This window comes from Neisseria flavescens, from assembly GCF_001618065.1.
GTDB lineage: Bacteria > Pseudomonadota > Gammaproteobacteria > Burkholderiales > Neisseriaceae > Neisseria > Neisseria flavescens_A.
Window position 1 is genome coordinate 1 of record NZ_LAEI01000042.1, and the last position, 2,569, is coordinate 2,569.

Here is a 2,569-nt window from a genome sequence, read left to right on the forward strand (position 1 = left end):
CCTTGACCGCGTATAAATTTACGCATATCGGCGCGGCTGACGGCGGTATGATTCACGGTATCCATGTGTACGGTGATGATTTTGACTTTAGGCATGACTTGACTGGCTTTTAATACATCAGCCGTCCCCATAATAATGCCGTCTGAAATACCTGAAATCAGCGCGTAGCCCGTGTTCATAATCAGATAATCGGGTTTGTAGCGGTTCAATGCTTTGTTTACATCTGCCGTCCACACAGTATCACCCATAATATAAGCGGTTTTATGTCCGCTGCTTTGGAATACCACACCCATTGCATCACCTAAGATTTCGGCTAGCTGCGGGTTGGCATACATGGCTTCTGTACCATGTACGCCGCCGGTTTTGCTGATAGTTACGCCGTTGAAGACAGTGCTACCGTTCAACACGCGTACATCAGTAAAGCCTTGGCTGCGGATTTTTGCCGCGTCAGCTTGGTGCTGAACATATACGGGCAATTTTTTCGGAATAGAACGTGCGGCGGTTTCGTCCCAATGGTCTTCGTGGGTATGGGTAACGATAACTGCATCTACACCGTCCAAAATTTTATTCACGCTCATCGGCAGCCCGACCAGCGGCATTTTGGCTTGGCTGTTGAACGTGCCGGCAAAGCCGTTCATGGAGTGCTTGGGTGCGAAAAACGGGTCAATCAAAAACGTCTGCCCTGCGTATTCGACTTTGGCAGTAGCGTTACGGATATGTTGGTATGAATCGTCTGCCCAAGCTGAAAAGGCTGTCGCGCCCAAAACAGTGGCAAGAATAAATTGCTTGAATTTCATGATGTTGCTCCTTAAAAAACCATGGAGCGTATTTTAAGCAGCAGGTGCATTGGCTAAAATAGGCAATATTGCCAATAAACGTAAGGATAGTGCCAAAATGTCGTCTGAAAACGAGCGTAACGAGTTTCGCCAAAATCAAGCTGTCCCCAAAAATCGTGCTATATGCTCAATCGGGCATGAATGATTTTGTCTTCAACATTCCCTTTTCTGTTTTTCAGACGACCTATCGGGACAATCCGTTCTTTGACCTGAAAATCTGTTCCGATGACAGCAAAGACGTCATCACGGCACTGGGCGCAAGCATTCCCATACACGGCGGCCTAGATTTGACGAAAGAAGCCGACATCATCGTCATCGCAGGCTGGCGCAATCAGGCTAAGTGCGCCTGTTGCCGCCTAAAAGGCGGCCCGGATGCCTAATTATCGGGTGCCCGGGGAGGATTAAGGGGGTATTTGAGTAGAATCAGTGGATATTTGAAACAAAAACAGCCGAAAACCTGTGTTTAGGTTTCGACTGTCGGGGGAAAAGGAATTTTGCAAAGGTTTCAGTCTATACACCTTCCCCTCCCTACCAAAAAGTTTGACAAACATTTGAAATAAGAAAGGTGAGCAAAAATGCTCACCTTCTAAACTAATATTTAGTAATTATCCGCATACTTTTTCCAAGTGTGCTTGGTAGTCTGCTAAATATTGTTCTACTTATGGATTTTTAATCACATCGTTACATCAGCTTAATTACTGTTCACAGTTACTGGGCTAGTGCTAGCTACTGCCCTACTCTTCCGTTAGCATTTGTTTGTAATGGTATTTATAAACTGCTAAGGTACTTATCTCAAAGAAGTTGGAGGTACTTAGTATAGTAGAAGCTATTTTCCCTAGACACTATTCCATCACTCATTAATTCAGTGGTAAAGTTACAGTAAAATTAAGCAGCTTAAAACCTATTGATTTGATACTAAAAATTGGAGTACTATACGGAATCTTTTAAGATTAACTAATAGTTAACAAATAGGAATAAACAACGGCGATTGTTAGGTATAGGGAAAAACTACATAATTTATATTATGTTAAATTCATAATGCTAGTATTTTAGCCTGCCAAGTCCTATTTCTCAAAGTTATACAATCACTTATAGAATTCAAATATAAAAAGGCCATCTGAAAGATTTTTTCAGACGACCTTTTATCAAATGCTCCAGCTTTTTCTCAATAAATCCCTTGTTGTTAAATCCCCGGTTCTTTCAATTTCATCCAGCATTCTTTTAGTTGTAATAACAAAACGGTTGTAGTGCAGCCTGTTCTTTTCATCATGATACTGAACAGAACGTGGACTTTGAGGCTGTCTGAAACGGTTTCATTACAGATTCTACCCCATGCTTCGTATTCGGCTGTCCATACGGCTTCGCCTTTTGCATTGCGTGCGGCAATCGACGTACCGAGATGGTCGAGTTGGTAATAAACCAAGTCTGGCTGCGCTTCAGACTGCTCTTGTGGTTCGGACGGGATTTTTAGCAACGGATCGGTTTCGGGGTCGTAGCCGTACGGCTCGGTGGATGCCCGAATGTCTTTACTCTATGGTGGTTTACTATTTTCAACGGAAAAGGTCGTCTGAAAAGAGGGCAAGCTTTTCAGACGACTTTTGAAAGGTTAGATTTTCAATCTGACTTCCTCTTACTTCTTAAGAATAGCCTTTATCTAGAATAAGTAAAGACTTCCCACATTATCTATAGTCGTGGTGTGGTCGGCGTCTCTCAAAGGCACACAGGGGGATAGG

Annotated in this window: 3 protein-coding genes; 1 reads left to right on the forward strand and 2 read right to left on the reverse strand. The window is 43.2% G+C overall.

What is annotated here, in order from left to right; translation table 11 throughout:
* Positions 1–797: MBL fold metallo-hydrolase (locus TW89_RS06535; RefSeq protein ID WP_164836708.1), on the reverse strand; the 797-nt coding region annotated here is incomplete at its 3' end.
* Between the two features lie 89 nt (positions 798–886).
* Between TW89_RS06535 and TW89_RS06540 the strand changes: the two genes are divergently transcribed.
* Positions 887–1,216, forward strand: coding sequence for a hypothetical protein (locus TW89_RS06540; RefSeq protein ID WP_283114682.1), 330 nt, complete (start codon positions 887–889; stop codon positions 1,214–1,216).
* 803 nt (positions 1,217–2,019) lie between these two features.
* Here the strand turns inward: TW89_RS06540 and TW89_RS06550 are convergent.
* A complete protein-coding gene (locus TW89_RS06550) occupies positions 2,020–2,310 on the reverse strand; it encodes an RHS domain-containing protein (RefSeq protein WP_164836709.1) in 291 nt (96 codons plus the stop codon).
* Between the last annotated feature and the right edge of the window lie 259 nt (positions 2,311–2,569).